The 19,524-nt window shown below is 60.9% G+C and carries 15 protein-coding genes and 1 pseudogene; 7 read left to right on the forward strand and 9 right to left on the reverse strand.

Annotated elements, in window-relative coordinates; translation table 11 throughout:
• Window positions 1-286: 286 nt before the first annotated feature.
• From B0G76_RS20445 to B0G76_RS20460, 4 genes are all read left to right on the forward strand, one after another.
• Entirely contained in the window at window positions 287-1,294 is a 1,008-nt protein-coding gene (locus tag B0G76_RS20445) for a dienelactone hydrolase family protein (RefSeq protein WP_120294178.1), read from the forward strand.
• Window positions 1,295-1,383: 89 nt separating this feature from the next.
• Window positions 1,384-1,563 carry a hypothetical protein gene (locus B0G76_RS20450; RefSeq protein WP_120294179.1) on the forward strand — a complete coding sequence of 60 codons (180 nt, stop codon included), beginning with the start codon at window positions 1,384-1,386 and terminating at the stop codon, window positions 1,561-1,563.
• Between the two features lie 192 nt (window positions 1,564-1,755).
• Complete coding sequence (locus tag B0G76_RS20455; RefSeq protein WP_259460656.1) at window positions 1,756-2,718, forward strand: IS110 family transposase; 963 nt, start codon at window positions 1,756-1,758, stop codon at window positions 2,716-2,718.
• A 200-nt stretch (window positions 2,719-2,918) separates the two neighbouring features.
• Complete coding sequence (locus B0G76_RS20460; RefSeq protein ID WP_259460851.1) at window positions 2,919-4,361, forward strand: diguanylate cyclase; 1,443 nt, start codon at window positions 2,919-2,921, stop codon at window positions 4,359-4,361.
• A 465-nt stretch (window positions 4,362-4,826) separates the two neighbouring features.
• Here B0G76_RS20460 and B0G76_RS20465 read toward each other — a convergent pair whose 3' ends face one another.
• The 4 genes from B0G76_RS20465 to B0G76_RS43910 all read right to left on the reverse strand — a co-directional run bounded on the left by B0G76_RS20465 (window position 4,827) and on the right by B0G76_RS43910 (window position 8,614).
• A complete protein-coding gene (locus tag B0G76_RS20465) occupies window positions 4,827-6,401 on the reverse strand; it encodes a sensor domain-containing diguanylate cyclase (protein WP_259460657.1) in 1,575 nt (524 codons plus the stop codon).
• Between the two features lie 205 nt (window positions 6,402-6,606).
• A complete protein-coding gene (locus tag B0G76_RS20470) occupies window positions 6,607-7,029 on the reverse strand; it encodes a biopolymer transporter ExbD (RefSeq protein ID WP_120294180.1) in 423 nt (140 codons plus the stop codon).
• Window positions 7,026-7,736 carry a MotA/TolQ/ExbB proton channel family protein gene (locus B0G76_RS44580; protein WP_310793943.1) on the reverse strand — a complete coding sequence of 237 codons (711 nt, stop codon included), beginning with the start codon at window positions 7,734-7,736 and terminating at the stop codon, window positions 7,026-7,028. Before B0G76_RS44580 ends, B0G76_RS20470 begins: the two co-directional genes overlap by 4 nt.
• A gap of 2 nt (window positions 7,737-7,738) precedes the next feature.
• On the reverse strand, window positions 7,739-8,614 hold the full coding sequence (locus tag B0G76_RS43910) for an energy transducer TonB (RefSeq protein WP_259460658.1): 876 nt from the start codon (window positions 8,612-8,614) through the stop codon (window positions 7,739-7,741).
• 318 nt (window positions 8,615-8,932) lie between these two features.
• Between B0G76_RS43910 and B0G76_RS20485 the strand changes: the two genes are divergently transcribed.
• On the forward strand, window positions 8,933-11,218 hold the full coding sequence (locus tag B0G76_RS20485) for a TonB-dependent receptor (RefSeq protein WP_120294181.1): 2,286 nt from the start codon (window positions 8,933-8,935) through the stop codon (window positions 11,216-11,218).
• An 88-nt stretch (window positions 11,219-11,306) separates the two neighbouring features.
• Here B0G76_RS20485 and adh read toward each other — a convergent pair.
• A pseudogene (gene adh / locus B0G76_RS20490) lies at window positions 11,307-12,815 on the reverse strand (aldehyde dehydrogenase); the annotation flags it as partial.
• Between the two features lie 474 nt (window positions 12,816-13,289).
• Between adh and B0G76_RS20495 the strand changes: the two are divergent.
• Together B0G76_RS20495 and B0G76_RS20500 are read left to right on the forward strand one after the other, a co-directional pair.
• Window positions 13,290-15,017, forward strand: a complete 1,728-nt coding sequence (locus B0G76_RS20495) for a methanol/ethanol family PQQ-dependent dehydrogenase (protein WP_120294182.1) — start codon at window positions 13,290-13,292, stop codon at window positions 15,015-15,017.
• 91 nt (window positions 15,018-15,108) lie between these two features.
• A complete protein-coding gene (locus B0G76_RS20500; RefSeq protein ID WP_120296608.1) occupies window positions 15,109-16,341 on the forward strand; it encodes a c-type cytochrome in 1,233 nt (410 codons plus the stop codon).
• A 115-nt stretch (window positions 16,342-16,456) separates the two neighbouring features.
• Here B0G76_RS20500 and pqqE read toward each other — a convergent pair whose 3' ends face one another.
• Genes pqqE through pqqB form a run of 4 tightly spaced genes read right to left on the reverse strand, consistent with a single transcriptional unit; the run spans window position 16,457 to window position 19,518 of the window.
• Complete coding sequence (gene pqqE / locus B0G76_RS20505; protein WP_120294183.1) at window positions 16,457-17,593, reverse strand: pyrroloquinoline quinone biosynthesis protein PqqE; 1,137 nt, start codon at window positions 17,591-17,593, stop codon at window positions 16,457-16,459.
• Between the two features lies 1 nt (window position 17,594).
• Entirely contained in the window at window positions 17,595-17,876 is a 282-nt protein-coding gene (pqqD, locus tag B0G76_RS20510) for a pyrroloquinoline quinone biosynthesis peptide chaperone PqqD (RefSeq protein WP_120294184.1), read from the reverse strand.
• Window positions 17,873-18,592, reverse strand: a complete 720-nt coding sequence (pqqC, locus tag B0G76_RS20515) for a pyrroloquinoline-quinone synthase PqqC (RefSeq protein ID WP_120294185.1) — start codon at window positions 18,590-18,592, stop codon at window positions 17,873-17,875. The genes pqqD and pqqC overlap by 4 nt, the downstream gene beginning before the upstream one ends.
• A 2-nt stretch (window positions 18,593-18,594) precedes the next feature.
• Window positions 18,595-19,518 carry a pyrroloquinoline quinone biosynthesis protein PqqB gene (gene pqqB / locus B0G76_RS20520; protein ID WP_120296610.1) on the reverse strand — a complete coding sequence of 308 codons (924 nt, stop codon included), beginning with the start codon at window positions 19,516-19,518 and terminating at the stop codon, window positions 18,595-18,597.
• Window positions 19,519-19,524 lie beyond the last annotated feature (6 nt).

The following is a 19,524-nucleotide window of genomic DNA, read 5'->3' on the forward strand; positions in this document are numbered from 1 at the left end:
GCCGTAACGTCAGCGACGCGCTATTCTGCGCTCATTCGCGCTTGGCCCTGGACAAAACGACTGGGGCCGGTCGTATGCCGCCAGCCGTGTCGGGCGATAGCCGGCCACGAGCGGTCGTTCGACATCAGGCACAGGATCGCTAGCAATCGACCAGTCCCTCATCCGGCTCCCGTTCATCCAGCCGAAAGGTAGTAAGCGATCGGTAAAGGGCGCCCATCGGTCATCGAACGTGTAAGAGCGCTCTGCTATCCTTCGCCTCTAATTCCGGCTGGCCAGGAGTAGTGACATGCGTTGGATAGTAACCTTTGTGCTGGCGATCTTATGCACGCGTTCTACGCTGGCTGCCCCGGCCACTTTTAACGTAGGGGTAATCCGGCTGACGGTGGCGGGCGCCGCTCCTTCCGACACGGTCGTCTTTTACCCCACGCATGAGCGAGAGGTCCCGTGGCAAGCGGGTCCGTTCACTGTCGAGGCGACGCGCAATGCTCCGCCTGTACCGGATAACCGCTTCCCGGTTGTATTGATTTCGCACGGACGGGGTGGCGGCCCCTTGAGCCACCGTGAATTGGCTACCGCTCTGGCTCGCGCCGGATTTATCGCCGTCTTGCCGACGCACGTTGGAGACGCTTCAGGCTATCCCCGAGCTCCGTCCCAAGCCCAGATTCTTATTGATCGCCCCCGGCAGGCAGAGGCCGCGCTCAACGCCGTCCTCGCAGATCCGCGTTTTTCCGCGAGCGCGGATGTCAGCCGAATTGGCATGATTGGATACTCGGCCGGTGGCTACACTGCGCTGATTCTGGCGGGAGCGAAACCCGACTTTGCGTATGCCAGTGCGTACTGCGCAAATCACGATGATCCGGGATCGTGTCCGCGTTCAGCAACCAGCAATAGTGCTCACGGCGCCCAGGTTAAAGCGGCCGTACCTGCTGATCTGATAGCCTGGCAACCGCCTGCTGATCGCCGCCTGAAGGCCTTGGTGCTGATGGATCCACTGGCCATGATGTTCGGGGCACCTGGCTTGTCCGCTGTGCGCGTACCGACCATGCTCTATCGTCCTCAGGACGACAGCTATCTTGGGTCTGCGAGAAACTCTCTTGCTGTTGCGTCCGGCTTGCCTACACCGCCTTTGCTGCACATCGTGCCAGGCAATCACTTCGTTTTCATCGATCCTTGTCCGGCCTCGGTTGCGGCCAATGTGGCACTGATCTGTCAGGATGCGCCCGGGATTGATCGTGTGGAGATTCATCGCCAGATCGACCAGGAGGTCGTGGACTTCCTGCGCGCAAATCTATGATTTACCGGGCATGAACTGACATGCTCCGGGGACGCAGCGCAACGTACTCGTCGACAGTCTTTGCTAGAGGTAATTGCTGGAATAGCAAGGTGGGTACGTTCGTCCGCTTCGTGCTGTCCGTGACCGGCAACAGCGATATGGCGAACCCCGACGACATGGAAATGCTCGCGCTACTTCTCTACTGGGGAGTGTCCACGCTGCTGGTCGGCGGACTGATCTTTGCCGGCTACCGGGCGCTGCGGCATTACCGGAAACAGCGAACCGCATAGACAAAAAAGCTTGTTACGGGCGGGCTTCGGTGCAATCGAAGGTCCTGCGGCGCTGTTCGGCCAACAACGGCCGGTTGTGAAGGGCCGCTTCGGAGTAGCCTGCACGGAACCCTAGATACTATGAGGGCAGCGAAGGCGAAGGCGGTGGAGTAAAACGGAGTCGTCATCCGTTTTCTTCGTAGGAGCACGCAAATGAACGCACCGGACATGGCCCGTGGTGGGCAGGATTCAAAGGTGATCGGCTCGCTGTATGTCGCCTTCGAGTTAGGCGATAGAAGCTGGAGGCTTGCACTGGGAGATGGAGTTCGCGCCCCGAGCCAGTGTACTGTGAGCGCAGGCGATACCGAGGCAGTCCTGAAGGCAATTGCCAAAGCAAAGGCGCGCTGCCATCTGTGCAACGATGCGCCGGTGCGCAGTTGTTATGAGGCGGGGCGTGATGGTTTCTGGCTGCACCGCTGGGCGAGTGCACATGGGATTGCCAATCTGGTGGTGGACCCTGCAAGCATCGAGGTTAGCCGGCGGGCACGGCGTGCCAAGACCGACCGGCTTGACGCTGAGAGGTTGCTGTCGATGCTCATGCGCTACTACGCTGGCGAAAGGCGGCTGTGGGCGATCGCGCGCATCCCAAGCCCCGAGCAGGAAGATGAGCGCCGCGTACACCGTGAGCTCGGAAGGCTGCGGCAGGAGCGCACCGCTCACAGCAACCGGATCCGCTCGCTGCTGGTGCTGCACAATTTGCGCACGGAACACATTGGTGGGCGCACGTGGGTGGACTGGTGGGCAGCGCACGCCGCGCAGCTGCAGCCAGGTTTGCGCGCCGAAATTGAACGTGAGCTCGAGCGGCTCTCTCTTGTCGCCAGGCAGATCAGGTCGCTTGAGACAATGCAGGCTCATCAGGTGCGCGACGGCGACCAACCGGCCATCGCAGTGCTGGCACGACTGGCGGGCATCGGCACAGGCAGCGCATGGACTCTGGTCAAGGAGCTGTTCGGATGGCGGCAGTTTCGCAATCGCCGCGAACTCGCCGAACGGATGGCCCGGGAACGGTTCAGGTCGACATGCGACCGACGCGACATGCTGCAGCCGGCCAACCGGTCATCCTGCCTCAAGCTGTCAGCAGAAGTGATTTCAGTCTCCGGAAGGGTAATGGCGTAAGGACTTGGGTTAAAGGCACAGAGGACCGGGCGGCATGATCTTGTATTATGCGGGTCGAAAACAGCGGCTTGATGCACATCAAGTCGGATATTGTCGGCACTATTGAAGGTATGGGGAGGACCGTGAGCAAAACCGATAGTCGACTTTCCCGGTTTGCAGACAGCCAGAAGCTACGCCGGCTAACAGCACCCTATGCCGTTATGTATGGCGGGGTTATCGTTGCGCTCGTCATGATCGGGCTCTGCGCTACGGTGCTGTATCAGGGGCGGGTCGACGCACTCGATCGTGCCCGCGAAACTTCGCACAATCTGGCGCTGATAGCACAGCGGGACATTGAGCGGAATTTCGAGCTGTATGCTCTGTCGTTACAGGCGGTCGTCGACGGCATGAGCCAGCCGGACGTTCTGGCGTTGCCGCCGCATCTGCGCCGCGAAGTACTGTTTGATCGTGCCGCCACCGCGAAGTATCTCGGCTCGATGCTCGTCCTCGACGCATCGGGCAATATCGTCATTGACTCTGCCAGTGATATTCCGCGCAAAGGGAATTTCGCCGACCGCAGCTATTTCACGATCCAGCGCGACAGGCCAAACGCAGGCTTATATATCAGTGCCCCGTTCAAATCCCGTTTGCGCAATGGGGTCCCCAGCATTGCGTTGAGCCGGCGGCTTTCGCATCCCGACGGTTCGTTCGCCGGAATCGTGCTGATAGCCATCAATCTTGAGTATTTCCACAATCTGTTTGCCGGACTCTCACTTGGATCGCACGGATCAGTCGCCCTGATCGGCAAGGACGGCGTGATGATCATGCGCCAGCCGTATGACGTGCATATCATTGGCCGCGATATCAGCCAGGCAAGTACGTTCCGGCATTTCGTGTCGGCCCCGGAAGGCAGTTTCGGCGAAACTGCCTCGATCGATGGCGTGCGTCGACTCTACTCCTTCAAGAACTTTCCGGATCTGCCACTGATCGTTATGGTCGCTGAGGCGGACCAGGACATTTACGCAGCATGGCGGGAGCGGGCGCTTACGATCGGCTCGCTGATGGTCGCATTCGGCCTGGGGTTTGTCGCCTTGTCTTTTGTGCTGGGTGCGCAGTTGCGTCGCCGGATGCGTGCGGAATCAGAACTTGAGATGCTCGCGCGCACCGACGGTCTGACTGGCTTGCACAATCGGCGCACTCTTGGCGAGATTCTTGAAGAGGAGTGGCGCAGGGCCAGGCGAACGCGCAATGTGTTCTCCCTGCTGTTTGTCGATATCGATCGGTTCAAGGCCTACAACGATACTTACGGTCATCAGGCGGGTGACGACGCGCTAGCGGCAGTGGCGAGGTGCATCAGCGAGAACATCCGGCGGCCAGCTGACAGCGCGGCGCGTTATGGTGGAGAGGAATTCATCGTGGTGCTTCCAGACACGCCGCCTGCCGGTGCCTCTCTGATCGCCGAAAAAATCAGATTGGCGATCAGCGAACTGGGCATCGAGCACGCGGGGAGCGAGTATGGTCGGGTCACGGCCAGCATCGGCACGGCGAGCTGGGCGCCGGAGCAGGATGGCAGCGTGACCGCTGTGATCAAGGCTGCCGATGAGGCCTTGTACAACGCGAAGGCGACTGGCAGAAACAAGGTCTCACGGTCTCGTCCGGCATGATAGGCCTAGGTGCCAGTGGGCCCGTACGGTGCACAACGACGCGAAACTATGGCTGGCGAGATTTCTGGCGGCCCGGGTCCTTGCTACGGCGATATACAATAAAGGAAGCAGGACAGATCTTAGGCAAAACATTTATTCGATCTCTACTCGGCGGCCCCCTGTCGAAGTCGACCGAGGTTGCGCCGGGAGAAGATATTTTCCCGGCGCTTTACCCTCATATTCCCTCGTCGTGGGCTCTCGATGTCCGATGCTGCGTGCCTGCAAGGCGGATATTCAGGAGCCTTGTCTCAATGCCGCCTGTGGGGCGAGCAGCAGCATCCTGACCGCAAGCACCGGACGCATTCGGCATGGCGCCTTCAATTGCCGCCGTTGAAACCGAAAATTGAAAATCTCCCTATAACCCGCGCCAGAACAGGCTCCCAACGCGGTTCCCGGGTATGGACACCGCGTTCTAGCGGCACTGCTCTACCTGGTGACCGCGTCCATAGTCCAAAAACGAAATACTCCTTTGCCCGCTTTCTTCGCGTCGTACAAGGCTTCATCAGCTCGCTTCTTCAACAGTTCAAGAGACTCATATTTCGTTGCGAAGGCAATGCCGATGCTTGCGCCGATTTTCACCGTCGCGCCCGCTGATAGCGGATAGGGTTCGGATAGCCGCTGGATAATACGCTGCGCAAGTGCGGCGGCGGAGGAAGTGGTTGAGTTCTCAAGAACAACGGCGAATTCGTCGCCGCCGATCCGCGCCACCAGCTTCCCTTGCCGCAATGTCCTGCGCAAGCGCTCCCCGACCATTTTCAGTACCTCGTCGCCCGCCGGGTGGCCAAAGCCGTCATTCACCTGTTTGAAGCCGTCCAGATCGAGATACATCACCGCCAATGCCGGGTCCTGATTGTCTGCGCACCGGGAAAGTAACCACTCCAGTTGTTCGCGCAGGTAGCGGCGGTTCGGCAGATCCGTTAGCACGTCGTGACGGGCCCACTCGAGCATTCTGGCCTCGGCGGTCCTGCGCTGCGTCACGTCCTCGATAATGATGACAGCACTTCCGTCAGGCACCGGGTTGCGGGTCATCTCGAGCTGGCGGCCGTCGTCGAATTTCAGATTGAGCGGACCGTGTTCCTCAGACAGCCATGCGGTGCATCGCTCGACAAGCTCCTTTCGGAGCGCTTCGCCATACTTCGCCAGCGCTACCTGACCGATCAACTGCGGGAGTGGGACATTAAGCTGCAGCATCTCGACGGGGGCGCCGAAAAGCTCTGCGGTTCGGCGATTGGCAATGATCACCTTCGCGGCGCTGTCGATGGTGCACAGCCCGTGCGGCATATAGGCCAACGCCGCATCGAATTGGGCCGCAAGTTCAGCGTGCCTTTGTTCGGCCGTCATCAGGGCGACAAGCATCGCATAGTGGCGCCTGACCACCGAAGTCATCGCCGCAACGTACAGGCAAAGCGGTGGCACCAGAATCCACATCGCGCTACGGGAGGCGATCAGCCCGGCCAGTCCAATGGGAATCGCCCCCAGGCAAATCTGCGCGATCGCCAGGCGGGGCAACGCCGCGTTTCTTGACGCTATTCCGCCTAGAATCCCGGCCGTCACCATGACGGCGAGCGCTGCCAGTTCGCCGTCATGGGACAGGATGCAACCCATCGTACCGAGGCCGAGCAGCAAGCAGGCCAGTAGCGAAGCCGGCACGTATCGGACAGCCCAGGGGGCAGGGTGAACCGTACCCGTACGGCTGCGCACGATGTAAGCACGAACGATCCCGAGCCGTGTTAGCAGGAGGCCAATATCCGTCACGAGCCATAGCTCGGCCCACGTCTGATGCAGACGGATCGCGGCTACGAGCGCAATGAAACCGCTTGCGACACCCGACATGACGAGCGGCCGTATGTTTTCAAAGAGCGTCGACAGCAGTGACGAACGAACGGCGACCGTGACGTCGCCGTTGTGCGGCGCCGGCGTCGCAAGAATTGAAGCGAGAATGAATATCTTGCCGGGCATGTTATGACCACATCTGAAATTTTCTGCCAGGCCGCGTCGCATGAAGACCGTTCCCCGCGTTTGCGGAGAAAGCAGTGCGCTTACCGGGCGCTCAATGCCACTTTTCGTTAGAGAGCGTTGAACTGAGGAACTCTCGCCTTAACCGGTTCGTCTCCCGTATTCGCGTTGACTATAAACACCCAATGGGCAACACCGTTGATTTAAGTCAAAGGCATGAAAGGGGCATGAAGCGCGGGATCGCGCCACGTCAATTCCGTGGCACCGCGTTCGCCGTTACGACTGCGACATGCGCGATGCCCGCATGACCGATTCTGGCGAGCAGGTTCGCAACAGCGCCGAATGGTTGGCTTTGATCGGAACGCAGCTTCACCACGGTCCGTTCATCCTGCGCTGCGATGCGCCTGAGCGTCGGCTCCAGTTGGTCCGCGGCGATGTCGCGACCGTCGATCGTGAGCTTGCCGTGTGCATCGAGGCTGACTGTCACCGCGTGATCGCGCGCTTCGGGCGCGCTGGCTGCAACCCTTGGCAGATCGATATGCAGCGTTCTGGTCAACATCGGCGCCATGACCAGAAGAATCACGACGAGTACCAGCATGACGTCGACAAGCGGTGTGATGTTGATTTCAGCGAGCGGTTGGTCCGTGTCTTTTGCGTTCGAACGGGAAATCATGTGAGTACCTCCGCCCGATGAGCGCCCGTCACCGCGCGAAAACCGTTGCGTTGCGCAACGTTGACGAGATCCGCGGCGTAGTCCTCGAGATCGGCAATCGAGATGTGAACGCGGCGCACGAAGAGGTTATAGGCCAGTGCCGCGGGGATGGCGACGGCGATCCCGATTCCCGTCGCAGTCAGTGCTTGCCCGACCGGGCCGGCAACCCCTTCGATCCCGCTCGCGCTGCCCACAGCGACTGCGTGCAGTGCATGGATAATGCCGAACACCGTGCCGAACAGGCCGATAAACGGCGCGGTGCTGGCAATCGATGCAAGCAGCGTCAAGCCGCGCTCAAGCGCGCGCCTTTCTCTCTGGATCTGCTGGTTCAGGAAGCGATCGAGCAATTCGTGGCGGTCCCAGGCCACGAATTCTGCATTGGCAGCTGTCATCTCCACTGGAGTGGTGCCCGACCACGCGGCGAAGCCGGCGCGCGCCACGCGCGCCTTCGGACACTCCGAAGCGTGCGTCGGGCTGCCTGGCATGCCCGACGGATCGCGCTCGGCGGCGCTCCAGAAAAGTGCCGTGAAGCGCCGGTTCTCAGAAGCAAGATGCCAGTACGCGCAGCCTTTGTACAAAATCAGCCACCACGTCAGCAGCGAACAGGCCGCGAGCAAGCAAAGCGAAGCGTCGACAATGAGCTGGGTGGCGAAGTCAGACATGTTCATGGTCAGGTTCCAAGTTTGAATTCGATGGGTACCTGGACCCATCCATCGACCGGCAGAGCGCCACGGCGAGCCGGCGCAAAACGCCAGTTGGTGACGGCTTCGAGTGCCGCCTCATCGAGCGACTCGTGGCCGCTCGACGACGCGAGTCCGACGTGGTCTGGCCGGCCGCTGGCCAGCACGTGAACCTTGAGCATGACGGTGCCTTGCCAGCCGCGCTGTTGAGCCACGCCGGGGTAGGCCGGCGCAGGATTGCGCAGGTAAGCCGCGCCGAAGCTGGGTTCGGTGAGCGGTTCGGACGTCGGCTGGGCGTCCGGTGATGTTGCGGCCGATGCATTGCGTGGTTCGGGACCGGCGTCAGTCACCGTGGGCTGTGAAGTCGTAGCGGCGGGCGCGGGCTGCGGTTTCGATGCGTTGTTCGGCGCGATCTTCGCGAGCGGTTTCGATGGGGAAGCCTGAGTAGTGTTTCTCGGGGCAGCCATGTCTCTTGCACGGCGCGTCGAGGCCGAGGGCGCTGGCACGGGCGATGTCATAGCGGACGGCAGCTTGGCGGCGCGGTTTGCGGATTGCGTTGAAATCGCGGCCGGTAGCGCTACGGCAGCCGCTATGTCGAATTGCAGGTCGAGCACATGCGGCGCCGCGTATTCCTGCTTTTCCACCGACATACGCCAAACCTTGAGCGCTACCGTGCAATGGACAGCAAGCACGACTAGCGCGATGGCATGCGCGCGCGCTCCCCGAAGGTCGTTGAAAGCGCCCGTGGTGTACGGCGGCAGGCGGCTCGCTGCGACGCGCACCGGCGGGTTCGCCGCGGCGGCGCATTGCAGGCTGCGCAGCCTGCGCCGCGCCGCGTTTGCACCTTTCAGCGTTGAAGTGATCATGCGCGCCACCCCCAGATTCTGATTGCCATTCGGATCGCAACATGCGTGCCGGTCGTGGCGACGAGCGTGCGGCGTTTGTGTGGATCGGGCGCGCTCCGAGGGTGTGTCTTAGGTGTCCCCGTTCGGAACACCGCCTGTACCAAATCGACACAGGTGTCACGTGAGCGAAGACAAGCGCGGTACAGCGTTCGACATGGCATCGCACTGCGTCGATGTCCGGCATCGATGTTGCTTGGAAGTGGGCACATCGGAAATCGCGATCAAAGAACATACCGCGTACGGCCATGAAGCCGATGCGCGTCAGGACGGAGGAGACACATGAAGTCGCATCGCGACGATTGGCGGCGCACGCGCATCGCCGCCGCCATAGCGGGCATGCTTGCTATGGCCCACGGTACTTGCGCAGTGGCGCAAGACGAACCCGCGCCGTCGCCTTCCCAGGTGATGCCGGTCGTAACCGTGGTGGGTACGGCGCCGCTTACCGGACTCGGTATGGCGCTCAATGAGGTGCCTGCCGCCGTGCAGATCGTCGAGGCGAAGGACATCGAGGCGCAACACCCGAATTCCATCACGGCCTACCTGGAGCAGAACGTCACCAGCGTGACGCTCAATTCGAGTCAGGGCAATCCGTATCAGCCGGACGTCAACTATCGGGGCTTCACCGCTTCGCCGCTCCTCGGCACACCCCAAGGCCTGTCGGTGTTCCAGGACGGCGTGCGGATCAATGAGCCGTTCGGTGACGTAGTCAACTGGGATCTGCTCGCACAATCGGCGATCGAGCGCATCGAGGTGATGCCCGGGTCCAATCCGCTATTCGGTTTGAACACGCTAGGCGGCGCTATCGCAATCACCACAAAAAATGGCCGCGACAACCCCGGTGGCAGCGTTGAAGTGGAGGGCGGCTCGTTCGGACGCAGGAGTGTGGTCTTCACGCAAGGCGGCCAAATGGGACACTTCGACTATTTCGTCACCGCCAACGATGAAGCCGATCAGGGTTGGGCCGACCACAATCCCAGCCGCGTGAAGCAGCTGTTCGGCAAGGTGGGCTATACGGACGCGCGCACCACCGTCGAACTGAGCCTCACCGCGGCCGACAATCAGTTGCAGGGTACCCAGACCATTCCGCGCTCGTTTCTCGGCAATCCACGCCAGGCCTACACGTATCCCGACGAAAACCAGAATCGCGCGGTCATGCTGACTTTGTCAGGCAAGCATGATTTCAGCGATGCGTTGCAGCTCTCCGGCGATGTGTACTACCGGCACTACAACAACGACAATTTGAGTAGCAACGTCAATGGAGATTACGGCTCTATCGATCCGGCGGCCGGCGCGATCGACACCGTCCCCGCGCAAAACTCGCACTCCGTGATCTCGCAGGACAGTTATGGATTCGCATTGCAATTGAGCGTCACCGGCAAAGTCGCGGGGATGGACAACCAGTTGATGGCAGGTGTCAGCGGCGATTTTGCCAACACCGGCTTCACGCAGTACTCGCAGGATGCGCAGTTCGCCGCGGATCGCCAGACCGTCGGGACCGACGGCTACACCCTGCAAACCGATGCATCCACACGCAACGGCAACCTCGGAGTATTCGTCACCGACACGCTTTCGTTGACCCGCTCGATTGCGCTGACGGCCTCCGCGCGCTACAACCACGCTAGCGTCGATATCGAGGATCGCAGCGGTATGCAGCCCTTGTTGAACGGCTCGCACAGTTTTTCGCGGATCAATCCGGCGCTCGGCGTGACCTATAACCCGCTCCCCTGGCTGACGGCTTATGCCAATTACAGCGAGGGCGCGCGTACGCCGACCGCTATTGAGCTGGCCTGCGCCGATCCGGCCGCGCCCTGTTCGCTGCCGAACGACTTTATTGCCGACCCTGCGTTAAAGCCGGTCGTATCGCGCACGTTTGAGGCGGGCGCCCGTGGAACGCTATCGTCGGCAATTCATTGGAGTGTGGCATTGTTCCGCACCGATCTCCACGATGACATATCTTTTGTCAGCAGCAACGGGGCGGCGACCTCGACCGGGTATTTCCAGAACGTCGGCACCACGCGGCGGCAGGGGTTCGAAATCAACACACGTGCACAGACCGGTCCGCTTACCGTGAACGCAGGCTATACCTATCTGCGCGCAACCTATCAAAGCAGCTTTGTCGAGCAAAGTGCGAGCAACTCGAGCGCCAACGGCCAAGGCAACATTACGGTACACCCGGGCGACCGTATTCCCGGCATGCCGGAAAATACGCTGAAGCTGCGTCTGGACTATGCGGCTACCGCGAAATGGAATGTGGGTGCAAATATTCTGTATCGCAGCTCGATATTTGCCCGTGGCGACGAGAACAATCAGGACAGCAATGGGCGTATCGCGGGCTACGCAATCATCGATCTCGACACGACCTATCAGGTCACGAAGCAACTGCAGCTATTCGCGCATGTGAACAATCTGTTCGACAAACGCTACGCCGACTTCGGCATCCTCGGGCAGAATTTTTTCAATGGCCCCGGTCATTCGTTCTCGCCCGATACGGCGACCAACGAACAGTTTCTCGGTATGGGCGCGCCGCGTGGCGTATGGGTTGGTTTGCGCTATGCGTGGAATTAAAGCGGGGATGTGGGCGGCTTGGAAAAACTACTTGTCTGGAGCGGGTCTCACACCGCTCCAGATCCGTACGTAGTGGGTTAGAAGAAACCAGAGGCTGCTCGCTATAGCTGACGAGCAGATTCTTGGTCTGCTGATAGTGGTCGAGCATCATCTTGTGGGTTTCGCGACCAATACCGGACTGCTTGTAGCCACCGAATGCCGCATGCGCCGGATAAGCATGGTAACAATTCGTCCACACGCGGCCTGCCTGAATCTGACGGCCGAAGCGATAGGCGCGCGTGCCGTCGCGCGTCCACACGCCGGCGCCGAGACCGTAGAGCGTATCGTTGGCGATTTCGAGCGCTTCCTCTTCGTTCTTGAATGTCGTCACCGACACGACCGGACCGAAGATTTCTTCCTGGAAGATGCGCATCTTGTTGTGGCCACGGAAGACGGTCGGCTTCATGTAGTAGCCTTTGCTCAGTTCGCCGCCCAGCGTATTTCGTTCGCCGCCGATCAGGCACTCAGCGCCTTCCTGCTTGCCGAGATCGACGTACGAGAGGATCTTTTCGAGCTGTTCCTGCGAAGCCTGCGCGCCGATCATCGTCTGCGTGTCGAGTGGATGTCCCTGCCTGATTGCGGCGACGCGCTTCAGGGCACGTTCCATGAAGCGATCGTAGATTTTTTCATCGATCAGTACACGCGATGGGCACGTGCACACTTCACCCTGATTTAGCGCAAACATAGCGAAACCTTCGAGCGCTTTGTCGAAATAGCCGTCGTCGCGATCCATCACGTCGGCGAAGAAAATGTTCGGGCTCTTGCCACCGAGTTCGAGCGTCACCGGGATGATGTTCTGACTCGCATACTGCATGATCAGGCGCCCTGTGGAGGTCTCGCCGGTGAAGGCAATCTTCGCGATGCGCTTGCTCGACGCGAGCGGCTTGCCGGCTTCGAGGCCAAAACCGTTGACTACGTTCAGCACACCCGGCGGCAGCAGGTCCTGGATCAGTTCCATCAACACCAGGATCGACGCAGGAGTTTGCTCGGCAGGCTTGAGCACGATGCAGTTCCCCGCGGCCAGCGCGGGCGCCACCTTCCATACTGCCATCAGGATCGGGAAGTTCCACGGAATGATCTGACCGACCACACCAAGCGGCTCGTGGAAATGATAAGCCACGGTATCGGCATCGATCTCGGAGAGCGTTCCTTCCTGTGCGCGAATGCAACCGGCGAAATAGCGAAAGTGGTCGATCGCAAGGGGGATGTCGGCGGCGAGCGTTTCGCGGATCGGCTTGCCATTGTCGATCGATTCGGCGAACGCGATGCGCGAGAGGTTCTGCTCCATGCGGTCCGCAATACGGTTCAGGATCGTCGCGCGCACGGCCGGCGCGGTATCGGCCCAGGCTTTGCGGGCGCGATGGGCGGCATCGAGGGCGAGTTCGATATCTTCTTCTGTCGAGCGTGGGATCGACGTGAAGGCTTCGCCGGTGATGGGCGATACGTTGTCGAAGTATTCGCCGCGTACCGGCGCAATCCATTGGCCGCCAATGAAATTGGCGTACTGCCGCGCGTACGGAAATTCGACGTCGAGAAACTGCATATCTGCGTGGTTCATGCCTGACTCCTCCAATGATTGTGTGACTGGTGTCGATGGAGACCGCCCGCGTTGGCTCGACGTATCCGCCGTGCTGACACCCTTCATCGTGCGGGGCATTCAGCGAGAAGCGTGCCATTTGGTCCTGTTTGCGTCGCGGCAGGCGTCAGGCGACCTCAGATGTCGACCACCACGCGCGACGCATACGTCGCAGCGAGTGGATCGCCTCCACGTGCCGCTTGCTACGTCCGTGAGGTAACTGTCATTTTTAGCAACACATCTTCGCTCGACTGCGCCAGCGTGCAACACCGGTTGTCACTCCGCGATGACCGTGTAATCGCGTAGCAGCGCCCCTCCTTATGATCCGCGACGGTTCGCGGCAGCGCCACTGCCAATGGCACGCGACTTGCCTTGAATGGTCAGCAGCCAGTCTGCGTTCACTAGACGATGGCGCCGCCGCACGGCCTCGCGTCGACAACTCAACAGGAGACAAGGATGAAAGCACGTTTAACTTCGGCGACGCGGCCCAAGGCGCTTGCGATGGGTGTGGCCGCCGCCGTCAGTCTGATACTGGGGTCGGCCGCAGTAGCCGACGACTATCCCGCCGTCACCTACGAGCGTTTGACGGACGCACAAAGCGACCCGGGTTGGCTCACGTATTACCGTACCTATAACGGTCAGGCGCATTCGCCGCTCAAGCAGATCGACGCAGCCAACGTCAAGAACCTCAAACAGGTATGGAGCTACAAGTTTCCGGCGGACCTGCAGCAGGGCTTCGAAGCGACACCAATTGTGAATGGCCGCTACCTGTTCGTCACCACGCCGAAGGACAACGTGTATGCATTCGACGCCGTAACAGGCAAACAACTCTGGAAATTCGAGCCCAAGCTCGGCGCGGAATCGTTCAAGACCGCGTGTTGTGACGTGATTAACCGCGGCGTGGCGTTGTACGGCAAGAACGTCTATGTCGCGATGCTGAGCGGTGACGTCGTCGCGCTCGACGCAAAGACAGGTGCGCTCGTTTGGCGCAAGCAGATGTTCGAGCCGGGTCTGGGTTACGCGTTCTCCCTTGCGCCGCTCGCGCTCGACGGTGCGTTGGTGGTGGGCAGTGCGGGCGGAGAGTACGGCGCGCGCGGCTTCATCGCGGCATTGAATCCTGACGATGGCAACGTGATCTGGAAGCGCTTTACGGTACCCGCTGCCGGCGAGAAGGGTGGCGATTCATGGCCGAACGGCATGCAGGAACATGGCGGTGCACCGGCCTGGCTGACGGGCACCTATGACGCCGCATCGAAAACGCTTTACTGGGGCGTCGGCAACCCAGGGCCATGGCTTGCCGATCTGCGGCCGGGAGACAACCTGTATTCCGACTCGCTTCTCGCACTCGACCCCAAGACCGGCAATCTCAAATGGCATTACCAGTACACGAAACATGACACATGGGACTACGACGGCGTCAATACGCCGGTGCTTGCCAAGATCAAGTACCAGGACAAGGATTACGACGCGATTATCCATGCGGACCGCAACGGCTTTTTCCACGCGATCGACCGCACGACCGGCAAGCTGATCTACGCGAAACCCTTTGTCACGGCGTCGTCGGTCACAGGCTATACGGCGGACGGCTCGCCGATCCAGGACGCGTCGAAATATCCAAAGGCCGGCACCACGATCGAAACCTGTCCGAGTTTCCTCGGTGGCAAGAACTGGTGGTCGGTTTCGTACGATCCGGACAAGCATCTCGCGATCGTTCCCGCTCTGCATGCGTGCATGTCGCTCTCCGGCAAGTCGGTGAACTACATGGAAGGCCTGCCGTACCTTGGCGAAGGGTTCGAGATCAAACCGGAGCCCGGCAGCAAGGGTTATGGCGAGCTGCAGGCGATCGACGTCGACACCGGCAAGAAAGTCTGGAGTCACTGGAGCAAGCTGCCGTGGAATGGCGGCGTAGCGACGACGGCGGGCGGCCTCGCGTTTAGCGGTTCGCTCGACGGCCACCTGTATGCATTCGATGAGGCGACCGGCAAGGTGTTATGGCAGAGCCCGAAACTGGCCAGCGGGATCGTTGCTCAACCGTCGGTGTTCGAAGTCGACGGCCAGGAGTACGTCGCCATTCTTGCCGGTTACGGCGGTGCCAACCCGATCTGGGGTGGTCCGATGGCGAAGGCTGCGGAGAAGGTCCCACGCGGCGGCACGCTGTACGTGTTTGCGCTCAACCACGGCTGATGTTTACCAGACTGCCACGACGGTCTGCCCAGCGCGACATTTGCGCAGGACGTCCAGCCGTGGTGGCCTGGTCTTTCCCGGAAGCATGATCATGAAAACCCGACTCAATTCGTTCGCTCTCGCCGGTATGCTGCTGGCTACGGGCACACTTACACCAGGTCTCGCTAACGCGGGTGTGCGCGTTTGCACGTTTCCCGGCAGTCCATCGACCGCGCTTGACGAAGCTGTGACGCGCGAAGCGTTTCGCACGGCGGGTATTGCGTTGTCGCTCGCGCCCGGAGGATTCGACGGGAGCGACGACGATGGCGTATCCCTGAAGGAACTCAACAAGGCGCTTGCGCGTAAATGCGACGTCATTGCCGGCTTTCCGCGCTCGAGCGTCGCCGATGGATCCGGCAGCAAGCTGACTTTCTCACGCGGCTATCTGCACTCCGGCTACGTGAGCGTCACTACCCGAGAATCGTCAACGCCGTCCAGCGGCGAGGAGGTCGTCGCGGCAACTTATGCGAGCCCCGCGCAGCTTATCGCCGTGCAGCAACCCAATGTCAGACTCGATCTGGAGAACACGGCGGCGCTCACCGTCGATGCCCTGGCCAGCGGACATGCGCAACGCGCAATCGTCTGGTATCCGGCGGTGGTGGCATATACGATCACACATCCGCAGCAGCACTTCCAGATTACGGGCACGGTTTCGCCGTATGCGGACTGGCAACTGGTATTCGCTTTTGGCAAGAACGGCGCGGCGTTGCAACCGCGCGTCGACGCAGCGCTGGAGAAGATGGCGTCGAACGGCAGGCTCGCAGCGTTGACCCGCAACTGGACGCTGCCCGAGGCGGCTCAGGCAGCCCGTTCGCCCGCGGCCGCATTTGCCTATCGAGAGGGCCCCGGCCGCAGCGATACGATGTGGCGAATGATGCTGGCAGGCAGTCGCGGGTCACAGCAGGGCCGCTTCATCAAGGTCGATGCAAGCGCAGCGGGCGACGCCCCTGGCTTCGACCGCACGCAGGTGGCGCACGGCAAAACCCTGTACTCGAGTGCGTGCGCAAAATGCCACGGTCCCGGCCTGCAAGGTTTGAATGCGCCGGCGTTGCGTGGTCCTGCCTTTGCTCCGGCGGCAAACGCGAAACTGACCATTGGCGGGGTGTACGGATACATGGCGAACAATATGCCGGCGGACCGCCCCGGCAAGATGAAACCGCAGGACTACGCTGACATTATGGCATTCCTGCTGTATTCGAACGGCTATAGCGCCGGCGCCACCAAGCTGACGGACGACAACGCCAAGGCGTCGAAGACGCCGCTCAACGCGGGCACTTCGCAATAGTCTCGAGAGCTTCAACGGTCTTGATTGGCGCCATAAAAATAGCCCGGTGAGTCTCCGTTGTTCACGGGAATCACCGGGCTTTCTCGAAGTCTCAAAGCCGCAACTTCCTCCGAAATTATCCCAAACGCAGCGAGTTATCCCTGCTGCGGAAAATCAGCGGCTGGACCTGGTCGTCACGTGCCGTTCGCCGCGCCAGCGTGACCACCTGCTCGATTTGCCCGTGATGCGCTGACTTCGCGCACACCGGGTCCGTGGCCGCGGCGTCTCCGGTCAGCAGATACGCCTGGCAGCGGCAGCCGCCATGATCGGTTTCGCGCTCGTCGCAGCTCCTGCATGGCTCGCGCATCCAGCCATCACCACGAAACGCATTGAACGCATGACTGTGGTACCAGATATCCGCCAGCGAAGCGTCCTGCACGCGGGGCAGATCCAGACCCGGCAGCGAGCGTGCCGCATGGCATGGCAGCGCGGTGCCGTCCGGCGCGATGCCGAGAAACACTGAACCCCACCCGTTCATGCAGGCCTTGGGTCGTACTTCGAAATAATCAGGGACCACGAACAGGATCCTGCAACGATCGCCGACGCGTTCGCGGTACCGGTTGACTGTCGCCTCGGCCTCCTTCAACTGTTCGCTGGTCGGCATCAACTGGTCGCGATTGAGCATCGCCCAACCGTAGTACTGTGTGTTCGCCAGTTCGAGATAGTCGGCGCCCATCTCGAGCGCCATGTCGATAATCTGTCCGACGTGCGGCAGGTTATAACGATGCAGCACGCAATTGAGCACCATCGGGTAGCCGTATGCCTTGATCAGGCGCGCTACGCGGTGTTTCAGCTCGAAGGTCTTCGTGCTGGACACGAAATCGTTCAGTTCACGCGTCGAGTCCTGGAAGGAGAGCTGGATATGGTCCAGCCCCGCCTCTTTCAGACGGGCGATGCGTGTCTCGTTGAGCCCGACACCTGAGGTAATCAGATTCGTATAGAAGCCCAATTCACGCGCATGCTCGACCAGCGTTTCGAGATCGTCACGCACGAGTGGCTCGCCGCCGGAGAAGCCAATCTGCGCTGCGCCCATGCGGCGCGCCTGCGTGATCACGTCTTGCCAGGTGTCGGTATCGAGCTCTGCGCCGTGACTGGCGAAGTCGACGGGGTTGTAGCAGAACGCGCAGTGCAACGGGCAGCGGTACGTGAGTTCCGCCAGCAACCACAATGGAGGGGAAGGGCGAGTGCCTGAAAAGTCGATTGTCGTATCCATGTCAATCCAGCCAGCCGCGTTGCCGCGCATGGTCGATAAAGCGGTATACATCGGCAGCAAGATTCGACACGCTGAACAGGTCTTCCAGTTCGTCGATGATGTCGTCCAGTTCCCGGGTTCCGTCGCAGCGCGCGAGAATTTCTCCCGCACTCGGATTGAGTTTGACCATGCCTTCCGGATACAGCAATACGTAGGCATCCTGTGCGTCTTCCCATTGCAGGCGAAACATCGCGCGCAGATGCGGCCGCAGGTTGACGTAGTGATCGGGGTGTGGGGCGTTCATGCCGGGTACGCCTTTTCGATGGCATCGAGCATCGACCAGAGAATGTCTAGCTTGAAGCGCAGGATGTTGAGGGCACGCTGTTGGGCGTCGGGGGTCTTGAAGTGACTGAGCGTGACGTCGAGCCCATGCTCGACATCGCGCTGGGCAAGCGGAATGCGGCTGCGGAAGTACTGCAATCCCTGCGCGTCGATCCATGGATACAGGTCGGGCCAGCCGGCCAGACGGTCGCGGTGAATCTGCGGCGCGAACATCTCCGTGAGCGAAGAGCAGACCGCCTCCTGCCACGGCGCCCGGCGGGCGAAATTGACATAGGCGTCCACTGCGAAGCGCACGCCGGGCTGCACGTGCTCGAGCGACCACAATGCCTTGCGCTCGATGCCGACCGCGTCGGCGAGATGCGCCCATGCTTCAATGCCGCCGGGATTGTCGCCGTAGCCGTCGTGGTCGTGCAGCCGCTCGATCCAGAGGCGGCGCGTCTGCCGGTCCTCGCAATTGGACAGGATCGCGGCATCTTTCAGGGGGATGTTGATCTGGTAATAGAAGCGGTTGGCGACCCAGCCACGAATCTGCTCAGGCGAGCACTGGCCACTATTCATCCGTAGATTGAACGGATGATGAATATGATAGTGTGCGCCGAGCGCGCGTAGACGCGCTTCGAATTCGTCCGGCGACCAGGGGACGGCGTGGGTAACAGCGTTAGGCAGCGGGGCGTTCATGGCTATACCTGGAATTGCATGCCGTCGCGTGCCACTTCGATACCGCGTGCGCGTATCACGGCATGTTCGGGGGAATGCGGGTCGAGAATCGGATTGGTGTTGTTGATGTGAATCAGCACCTTGCGCGTCGCAGTCGGCAGCGCGTCCAGCAGCTGAACCATCCCTGACAAACCGCGATGCCCGCACTGTGCGAGATGGCCCATGTCGGCCGCGAGGTGGGTCGACAGGCCAAGCTCGATCATCTCGGTTGCAGACCAGAACGTGCCGTCGACCAGAACGAGTTGCGCAGAACGCATCGCGGCGAGCACAGGTTCCGGCGCGTTCGCGAGCCCCGGCGCATAGAAAACGCGTGCACCGGTAGCAAGGTTCTCGATCACGAGTGCGATATTGTCGCCAGGTGCGGCTTGGGCGCGGCGCGGCGAGTAGGGCGGTGCCTTGCTCTCGATCGGCAACGCGGTGAAGCGGATGCCCTCAACCGGCGCGACCGTGAATGGTTGATCGAGCACGATCTCGTGACGTTCGACGCCGCAGTAATGGTCGAGCAGCGGAACCAGCGGCAAACCCGTGGAGAGATCGGCGAACACCGGTGCGCAGGCATACAGCGGCAGGGGCGTGGTGCGTTCGCGCAGCATCAGCAGACCGGTGACGTGATCGATCTGCGCGTCAATCAGCACGACCGCGGCAATGCCGCTGTCACGAATCGAGCGGCCGGGTTGCAGTTCTGGATTTGCGCGCAACTGTGCGAGCAGATCCGGTGAGGCATTGATCAGAATCCAGTCGACGCCGTTCTCGCTTACCGCTATCGAAGATTGGGTGCGCGGCAACACGTCACCAGTCTGGTAACGGGCCCGGTTACAGTTCAGACAGTTGCAGTTCCATTGCGGCAGTCCGCCGCCTGCACCCGAACCTAGAATTTTGATCTTCATGAGCCA

It is taken from the genome of Paraburkholderia sp. BL23I1N1, assembly GCF_003610295.1.
Taxonomy (GTDB): domain Bacteria; phylum Pseudomonadota; class Gammaproteobacteria; order Burkholderiales; family Burkholderiaceae; genus Paraburkholderia.

What these genes read in the sequence shown, in the direction of transcription:
- B0G76_RS20445 (WP_120294178.1), top strand. Translation starts at nt 287, where the DNA reads ATGCGTTGGATAGTAACCTTTGTGCTGGCGATCTTATGCACGCGTTCT.
- B0G76_RS20455 (WP_259460656.1), top strand. Translation starts at nt 1,756, where the DNA reads ATGAACGCACCGGACATGGCCCGTGGTGGGCAGGATTCAAAGGTGATC.
- B0G76_RS20460 (WP_259460851.1), top strand. Translation starts at nt 2,919, where the DNA reads ATGTATGGCGGGGTTATCGTTGCGCTCGTCATGATCGGGCTCTGCGCT.
- B0G76_RS20465 (WP_259460657.1), bottom strand. Translation starts at nt 6,401, where the DNA reads ATGCGACGCGGCCTGGCAGAAAATTTCAGATGTGGTCATAACATGCCC.
- B0G76_RS20470 (WP_120294180.1), bottom strand. Translation starts at nt 7,029, where the DNA reads ATGATTTCCCGTTCGAACGCAAAAGACACGGACCAACCGCTCGCTGAA.
- B0G76_RS44580 (WP_310793943.1), bottom strand. Translation starts at nt 7,736, where the DNA reads ATGAACATGTCTGACTTCGCCACCCAGCTCATTGTCGACGCTTCGCTT.
- B0G76_RS43910 (WP_259460658.1), bottom strand. Translation starts at nt 8,614, where the DNA reads ATGATCACTTCAACGCTGAAAGGTGCAAACGCGGCGCGGCGCAGGCTG.
- B0G76_RS20485 (WP_120294181.1), top strand. Translation starts at nt 8,933, where the DNA reads ATGAAGTCGCATCGCGACGATTGGCGGCGCACGCGCATCGCCGCCGCC.
- B0G76_RS20495 (WP_120294182.1), top strand. Translation starts at nt 13,290, where the DNA reads ATGAAAGCACGTTTAACTTCGGCGACGCGGCCCAAGGCGCTTGCGATG.
- B0G76_RS20500 (WP_120296608.1), top strand. Translation starts at nt 15,109, where the DNA reads ATGAAAACCCGACTCAATTCGTTCGCTCTCGCCGGTATGCTGCTGGCT.
- pqqE (WP_120294183.1), bottom strand. Translation starts at nt 17,593, where the DNA reads ATGGATACGACAATCGACTTTTCAGGCACTCGCCCTTCCCCTCCATTG.
- pqqD (WP_120294184.1), bottom strand. Translation starts at nt 17,876, where the DNA reads ATGAACGCCCCACACCCCGATCACTACGTCAACCTGCGGCCGCATCTG.
- pqqC (WP_120294185.1), bottom strand. Translation starts at nt 18,592, where the DNA reads ATGAACGCCCCGCTGCCTAACGCTGTTACCCACGCCGTCCCCTGGTCG.
- pqqB (WP_120296610.1), bottom strand. Translation starts at nt 19,518, where the DNA reads ATGAAGATCAAAATTCTAGGTTCGGGTGCAGGCGGCGGACTGCCGCAA.